Origin of the sequence: Hydrogenophaga sp. (assembly GCF_041633695.1) — a bacterium.
Classification (GTDB): Bacteria; Pseudomonadota; Gammaproteobacteria; order Burkholderiales; family Burkholderiaceae_C; genus Hydrogenophaga.
The window spans coordinates 1-7,436 of the sequence record NZ_JBFJMY010000196.1; the positions used below are offsets into that span (position 1 = coordinate 1).

The 7,436-nt window shown below is 67.6% G+C and carries 8 protein-coding genes; all 8 read left to right on the plus strand.

Going from position 1 to position 7,436, the window contains the following annotated elements:
- The coding region (locus tag ABYB95_RS13025) for a conjugal transfer protein TrbE (RefSeq protein WP_372658990.1) at window positions 1–1,689 on the plus strand (1,689 nt) is incomplete at its 5' end.
- Window positions 1,686–2,417: a P-type conjugative transfer protein TrbJ gene (trbJ, locus tag ABYB95_RS13030; protein ID WP_372658991.1), complete on the plus strand. Its 732-nt coding sequence runs from the start codon at window positions 1,686–1,688 to the stop codon at window positions 2,415–2,417. The genes ABYB95_RS13025 and trbJ, both read left to right, overlap by 4 nt.
- A gap of 7 nt (window positions 2,418–2,424) precedes the next feature.
- On the plus strand, window positions 2,425–2,715 hold the full coding sequence (locus tag ABYB95_RS13035) for an EexN family lipoprotein (protein ID WP_372658992.1): 291 nt from the start codon (window positions 2,425–2,427) through the stop codon (window positions 2,713–2,715).
- Window positions 2,712–4,082 (plus strand): P-type conjugative transfer protein TrbL, encoded by a 1,371-nt coding sequence (gene trbL, locus ABYB95_RS13040; RefSeq protein ID WP_372658993.1) that lies wholly within the window; start codon window positions 2,712–2,714, stop codon window positions 4,080–4,082. The genes ABYB95_RS13035 and trbL overlap by 4 nt, the downstream gene beginning before the upstream one ends.
- 19 nt (window positions 4,083–4,101) lie before the next feature.
- Window positions 4,102–4,806, plus strand: coding sequence for a conjugal transfer protein TrbF (gene trbF / locus ABYB95_RS13045; RefSeq protein ID WP_372658994.1), 705 nt, complete (start codon window positions 4,102–4,104; stop codon window positions 4,804–4,806).
- The gene (gene trbG / locus ABYB95_RS13050; RefSeq protein ID WP_372658995.1) at window positions 4,803–5,843 is read left to right on the plus strand and encodes a P-type conjugative transfer protein TrbG; all 1,041 of its coding nucleotides are present in this window, start codon (window positions 4,803–4,805) and stop codon (window positions 5,841–5,843) included. Before trbF ends, trbG begins: the two co-directional genes overlap by 4 nt.
- Before the next feature lie 2 nt (window positions 5,844–5,845).
- The gene (locus ABYB95_RS13055) at window positions 5,846–7,120 is read left to right on the plus strand and encodes a TrbI/VirB10 family protein (protein WP_372658996.1); all 1,275 of its coding nucleotides are present in this window, start codon (window positions 5,846–5,848) and stop codon (window positions 7,118–7,120) included.
- Entirely contained in the window at window positions 7,117–7,362 is a 246-nt protein-coding gene (locus ABYB95_RS13060; protein WP_008294947.1) for a DUF2274 domain-containing protein, read from the plus strand. Before ABYB95_RS13055 ends, ABYB95_RS13060 begins: the two co-directional genes overlap by 4 nt.
- Window positions 7,363–7,436 lie beyond the last annotated feature (74 nt).

Consider the following 7,436-nt stretch of genomic DNA (forward strand, 5'->3'; position numbering starts at 1 on the left):
CAGGGCTTCGCCTACCGCTGGAGCACGCGCTTCCTGTGCCTGGACAAGGTCGAAGCGGAGAAGGAACTGGGCCGCCTGCGCCGTCAGTGGTTCGCCAAGCGCAAGAACATCGTCGCGCTGTTGCGCGAGACGATCTTCAACCAGGAAAGCCCACTGGTGGACACCGACGCCAGCAACAAGGCCTCGGATGCCGATGCGGCGCTGCAGGAACTGGGCAGCGATCAGGTGGCCTTCGGCTACGTTACCACCACCGTGACGGTGATGGACCGAGATGCTGCGGCCGCTGACGAGAAGCTGCGGCAGGCCGAGCGGACGATCCAGGGGCGGGGCTTCGTCACCATTCCCGAAACGCTCAACGCCGTGGAAGCCTGGCTATCCTCGATTCCGGGGAACGTGTATGCCAACGTGCGCCAGCCGATCGTCTCGACGCTGAACCTCGCGCACCTGATGCCGCTGTCGGCCGTGTGGGCCGGGCAGGAGCGTAACGCGCACCTCGACGGGCCGCCGCTGATCGTCACGCGCACCGATGGCGCGACGCCGTTCCGGCTGGTCACGCACATCGGCGACGTGGGCAACACGCTGGTGGTCGGCCCCATCGGCATGGGCAAGTCGGTGCTGCTGGCGACGCTGGCGCTGCAGTTCCGGCGTTATCCCGGCTCGCGCATCCTGGCCTTCGATATGGGCCGCTCCATTCGCGCCACCGTGCTGGGGCTGGGCGGCGACCACTACGAACTGGGCACGGATTCGGAGGATGGTGGAGCGATCGCCTTCCAGCCGCTCGCCCGCATCGACCGGGAGGGCTACCGTGCCTGGGCGGCCGAATGGATCGAAGGGCGGCTGCTGCAAGAGGGCGTGGCCGTGGGGCCGCCGGAAAAGGACGCCGTCTGGTCGGCGCTGAACAGCCTCGCCAGCGCCCCGGTGGAGCAGCGCACGATGACCGGCCTGTCGGTGCTCCTGCAATCGAATGCACTGCGCCAGGCTCTGGCACCCTATGTGCTGGGCGGCGCCCACGGGCGGCTGCTCGATGCCGATGCCGATCGTCTCGGCACGGCGGACGTGCAGGCCTTCGAGATGGAGGAGCTGATGCCCAGCAAGGCCGCGGTCATGGCCGTGCTGGGCTACCTGTTCGCGCGCTTCGGCGAGCGCTTCGACGGTGCGCCCACCCTGCTGATCCTCGATGAGGCCTGGCTGTTTCTGGATGACCCGGTGTTCGCGGCGCGCATCCGCCAGTGGCTCAAGACGCTGCGCAAGAAGAACGTGTCGGTCATCTTCGCCACGCAGAGCCTGGCCGACATCAAGGATTCCGCGATCGCGCCCGCGATCATCGAAAGCTGCGCGAGCCGCATCTTTCTGCCGAATCCGCAGGCCATGGAGCCCCAGATCCGTGCCATCTACGAGGGCTTCGGCCTGAACAGCCGGCAGATCGACATCGTCGCCACCGCGCAGCCCAAGCGCGACTACTACTACCAGTCGCGGCTGGGCAACCGCGTCTTCGACCTGGGCCTGGGGCCGGTGACGCTGGCCTTCGCCGGGGCGTCCACGCCCGAGGACCAGCGGGCCATGAATGCGGTGATTGCCGCATCCGGTGTGTCTGGCTTCGCACCGGCCTGGCTGCGCCATCGCGGCCTGGACTGGGCCGCCGATCTCATCCCTTCGTTTCCTTCACCACTTCAGGAGAATTCGCCATGAAGAAGACTTTGCTTTCCGTCGCCGCTGCCGCACTCTTCGCGGCGGCTCCGGCCGCGCATGCGCAGTGGGTTGTGATCGACCCCACCAACCTCGCGCAGAACATCCTCACCGCCGCCAACACGCTGGAGCAGATCAACAACCAGATCCGGCAGTTGCAGAACGAGGCCCAGATGCTGATGAACCAGGCGCGGAACCTGACCGGACTGGATTTCAGCGCCTTGTCGGAACTGCGCGCGGCGCTGTCGGCGACGAACCAGTTGATCCGGCAGGCGCAGGGTCTGGCGTTCAACGTACAGCAGATGGAAACGCAGTTCCGCGAGCTGTATCCCGAGTCCTTCAGCGCTTCCGTTACGAATGCCCAGATGGTGCTCGATGCGCGCAGGCGCTGGACCAACTCTTTGGAAGCGCTGCGTACCGCGACCCAGGTGCAGTCCCAGGCGGTGCAGAACTTCGCGGCGGACGAGCAGGCGCTGACGGATCTCGTAAACCGCAGCCAGTCCGCCGTGGGCGCGCTGCAGGCCATGCAGGCGACGAACCAGTTGCTCGCCTTGCAGGCCCGGCAGGCGATCCAGGCGCAGCAGCTGCAGCTCACGCAGGACCGGGCCGTCGCGCTGGAGCAGGCACGGCAGGTGGCCGTACACGAGCGAGCCCGGGAGGTGCGGCGCCGCTTCATGGGAAGCGGCACGCCGTACACGCCCCAGACGGTGAATTTCTACGGCAACCCGTGAGGACGCCATGAACAAGCTTCTCTTCATGTGTGTGATGGCATTGATGCTGGCCGCCTGCGGCAAGCCCGCGCCCATCGAATCGGTGGAGTCGCTGGTGGCCCACCCCGAGCGGTTGAAGGAACTGCGCGCAGCCTGCAAGGCTGACCACGCCAAGGTGGGCGATGCCCAGTGCAACGCGGTGGCCGAGGCGACGCGCCAGCGCTTCATGCGGCCGACGCCCTCGCCGTATGCGAACGACCCTGTGAAGCCACCGCCGCCGTCCGCGTCATCACCGGCGGCGAAGGACGGTCCGCCGTGAACGACGTCTCGGTCATCGACCGCTTCCTGGACGTCTTCTCGCGCTACATCGACTCGGGCTTCGGCCTGCTGGGCGGGGAGGTGGCCTTCCTCACGGCCACCTTGGTGGCGATCGACATGACGCTGGCGGGCCTGTTCTGGGCCATGGGCCACGCCTCGGGCCAGGGCGACGACGTGATGGCCAGGCTCATCAAGAAGGTGCTCTACGTGGGGGCCTTCGCCTACATCCTGGGCAACTTCAACCGGCTCGCGGGTATCGTCTTCAATTCCTTCGCGGGCCTGGGCCTGACCGCTTCGGGATCGGGCCTGTCGCAGGCGCAACTGCTGCAGCCCGGGCGTCTTGCACAGGTGGGCATCGACGCGGGCCGGCCGATCATGGCGCAGATCAGCGATCTGACGGGCTTCCCGGAGGTGTTCGCCAACCTCGACGTGATCGCCGTGCTGTTCCTGGCGTGGCTGGTGCTGATCGTCGCGTTCTTCATCTTGGCCGTGCAGCTCTTCGTGACGCTGATCGAGTTCAAGCTGACCACGCTCGCGGGCTTCGTCCTCGTTCCATTCGCCTTGTGGAACAAGACCTCGTTCCTGGCCGAGAATGTCCTGGGCAACGTGGTGTCCTCGGGCATCAAGGTGCTGGTGCTCGCGGTGATCGTGGGCATCGGGACGGGTCTTTTCAGCGAGTTCACCGTGGCGCCAGGTGCGGACCCCAGCATCGACCATGCGCTGGTGATCATGCTGGCGGCGCTGGCCATGCTGGGCCTGGGGATCTTCGGTCCTGGGATCGCGACCGGGCTGGTGTCCGGCGCACCGCAACTCGGCGCCGGGGCCGCTACCGGGACAGCCATCGGGGCAGCGGGGCTCGCTGTGGCCGGTGGTGCCGCCATGGCGGGTGCGGGTTCCGCCGTCGCCGCGGGTGCCCGCATGGCGCCGGGCGCGGCGCGCGCGGCCATCGGCGGCGGTGCAGCGGCTGCGCGCTCGGCTTCCGCGCTGGCCAGCGGCGCCAAGGGCGCCTACCAGGCCGGCACTGCCGCATCAGGCGGGGGGCCGGTTCGCGCAGCCGGTGCCGGTGTTGCCCACGTCGCGAAGGCCGGCGCTGCTGCTGTGGGACAGCGCATCGCTTCCGGTGCGAAGGCGGTCAAGGACCGCGCAGTCAACTTCGTGGCCGATGCGGCGGCGCCGGCGACCGCTTCCGCATCCAGTGCCGAGGCCGGCGCCTCGCCGGCTTCTGCCTCCGAACCGGCCTGGGCGCAGCGCATGCGCCGCAAGCAGCAGGCGACCCACGCGGCCATGACCACCGCGCATGTTCTGCGCTCGGGCGACCACGCGGGTGGCGGGACCGGCCCCAGCCTGCGCGATGACTCCAGTTCTTGACTTGAAAAAAGGAATCTCCATGCGTTTCAAACGACCCCTGGTGCGGTACTCGGACAGCCCCGCGCCTGTCACGCCGTATCAGGCCGCTGCGCAGGCCTGGGACGAGCGCATCGGCTCGGCCCGGGTGCAGGCGCGGAACTGGCGGTTCATGGCCTTCGGTTCCTTGTCGCTCGCGTTGCTGATGGCCGGTGGGCTGCTGTGGCGCTCGGCACAGTCCATCGTCACACCGTACGTCATCGAGGTGGATCTGGCCGGGCAGGTGAGGGCTGTGGGAGAAGCCGCTACGCCCTACAAGCCCAGCGACGCGCAGACGGCGCACCACCTGGCGCGCTTCATCTCGCTGGTGCGCTCGCTGTCCATCGACCCCATCGTCGTGCGGCAGAGCTGGCTCGATGCCTACGACTACACGACCGACCGGGGGGCGGCCACGCTCAACGACTACGCCCGCGTGGCCGATCCGTTCTCGCGCGTGGGGCAGGAGTCCATCACGGTGCAGGTCAACAGCGTCGTGCGCGCCAGCGAATCCTCGTTTCAGGTGCGCTGGACCGAGCGGCGCTACGTCAACGGCGCAGCCGCCGGGCTGGAGCACTGGACCGCTGTGCTGTCCATCGTGCTGCAGACGCCTCGTACCGAGGAGCGGCTGCGCAAGAACCCCCTGGGCATCTACGTCAACGGGCTGTCGTGGAGCCGTGAACTCGATGCCTCGCAAGGAGCAAAGCCATGAAGACACATTTGCACAAATCCATACTGCCGGTGATCCTGCTGGCCGCAGCCATGTTCCTCGCCGGCTGCGCCACGCAGGGCAAGCCGCCGCCGGTCATCTCGCTCGATGAGCCGGTGGCCGTTGCGGCGCAGCCGCTGCCCGACCCACCCAAGCCGACGGAGGTGGTTGTCGTGCCCCAGCCGCTGGCGCTGCCGGCTCAGTTGAAGCCCTTGCCGGAATTCGAGGAAGCCAGGCCTGTGCCGGAATCGACCGACGAGAAGGTGCGGGTGTCGCGCGCGAACGAGGAAGCGCGCGTGGCGCCCACGCGCGAGGGCTATGTCAATGCGATCCAGGTCTGGCCGTACAGCGATGGTGCGCTGTACCAGGTCTATGCGGCGCCGGGCCGCGTGACGGTGGTCTCGCTGCAGGCGGGTGAGGAGCTTGTGACGGTGGCCGCAGGCGATACGGTGCGCTGGATTGTGGGTGACACGTCCAGCGGCAGCGGCAATAGCAGCGATGGTGGGCTGCGGGTGAACGTGCTGGTCAAGCCTATCCGTTCCGGGTTGAAGACCAATCTGGTCATTACCACCAGCCGCCGCACGTACTTGCTGGAACTGACCTCGACCGAGAAGGCCTGGATGGCCTCGGTGTCCTGGGACTACCCCAAGGACCGCATGCTGGCCCTGCAGCGGCAGGCGCAGGCCGCGCAGGCGAGCGCGCCGGTCGATACCGGCCTGTCGCTGGAGAAGATCCGCTTCCGCTACGCTATCAGCGGCAGCAATCCGTCGTGGAAGCCGCTGCGCGCGTTCGACGATGGCGAGAAGGTTTACATCCAGTTCCCGGGGGGCATCGCCCAGGGTGAGCTACCGCCGCTGTTCGTGATCGGCGCACAGGGCGACGGGCAGTTGGTGAACTACCGCTTCCGCTCGCCGTACTACATCGTGGACCGGCAGTTCGGCGCGGCCGAACTGCGCCTGGGCGCCGACAAGGGCGACGTGGTGCGCATTGAGCGCACGGATGGCGTGTCCGCCACGTCGGCTTCGGCACAAAGGGACTGAAGATGGGCCAGGACGACATCTCCGATCTTGCCGCGCCGCCGGCGGGCAAGGTGGCACCCGAGGCGGTGGCGCTGCGCGCCCAGCCGCGCCCGGTGATGCGCCTGAACCGGCGCATGCTGGCGATCCTGGCCGGTGGCGTTGCCGCGGCCGTGCTGGGCGCCACCATGTGGTCGCTGCAGCCGCGCCAGCGTGGCGCCGGCGAGAAAACCGAGCTTTACAACGTGGATCGCGTCTCGCGCTCCGATGGATTGAGCCAGCTTCCGTCCGACTACTCGAAGCTGCCTGCATCCGTACCTGAACTGGGGCCGCCGTTGCCCGGCGACCTGGGGCCGGCGATCGTGAGGTCACAGTCGCCGGTGGTGGCCAGCTACTCGCCCCCAGGCCATGACCCGGCTGCCGCCGAGCGCGATGCGCTGCGCAAGGAGGCCGATGCGGCGGCGGCTTCGTCGGTCTTCTTCCGTTCGGGCAACCAACGCGCGGCTACGGTGCCGGCGCAGGTCGCCGCAGATTCGCCGACTTCCCGCCTCGCGGGCTTCGACCCGCTGGCGGCCGGTCCGGCTTCGACGGCCGCGCAGGCGGACCCGACAGCGCTGCAGAACCGGCAGGACCAGAAGGAGGCTTTCCTGAAAGCCGGCTCCACGGAAACCCGCAATTCCGGGAGCCTCAAGCTGCCGGTGTCACCGTACCAGGTGATGGCAGGCACGGTGATCGCCGGCGCGCTGGTGACGGGCATCAAGTCCGACCTGCCGGGCGACGTGATCGCCACCGTGACCGAACCGGTCTACGACACGGCCACGGGCAAGTACCTGCTGATCCCACAGGGCTCGCGCATCCTGGGCAAGTACAACAGCCAAGTCAGCTACGGTCAGAGTCGCGTGCAGGTGGTGTGGAACCGCATCATCCTGCCGGACACGTCTTCGCTCACGCTCGACAACCTGATCGGCACCGACCCGGCGGGCTACGCCGGTCTGGAAGACGACGTGGACTGGCATTGGGATCGGATCTTTGCAGGTGCCGTGCTGACCACGCTGCTGGGTGTCGGTGCCGAACTGGCTGCACCTGAGAACCGCCAGGACGGCGATCGCGTCATCATCGCCGGGCGCGACAGCCTGCAGGACACCGTGAACCAGGTCGGCCAGGAAGTGACCCGGCGCAATCTCAACATCCAACCCACGCTGACCAGCCGCCCCGGTTTGCCGGTGCGCATCATCCTCAACCGCGATCTGGTGCTACGGCCTTATCAGCCGCTGTTCTTCAACAAGGGGACTTCTCGATGAGCACGACCAAGAAACTGCGGCTGGGGCCGCTACCCAAGACCGAAAGCGTCAAGCTGACCTTCGCTTGCCCGGCCAGCTTGAAAGCCGATCTCGACCGCTATGCCGCGCTGCATGCGCAGGCGTATGGCGAGGCGGTCGATGCCTCGGCGCTGATCCCGCACATGCTGGAGGCGTTCATGGCGGGGGATCGGGGATTCAGGAAAGGAAACGGCAGCAAGGCCGTGCCACCGAAGCCAAGCTGAAGATGCACTAGAACCAGACTGACCATCCCTCGAACGCGCAGCCCAACGCTGCGCGTTCTTCGTTCTGGATAGGC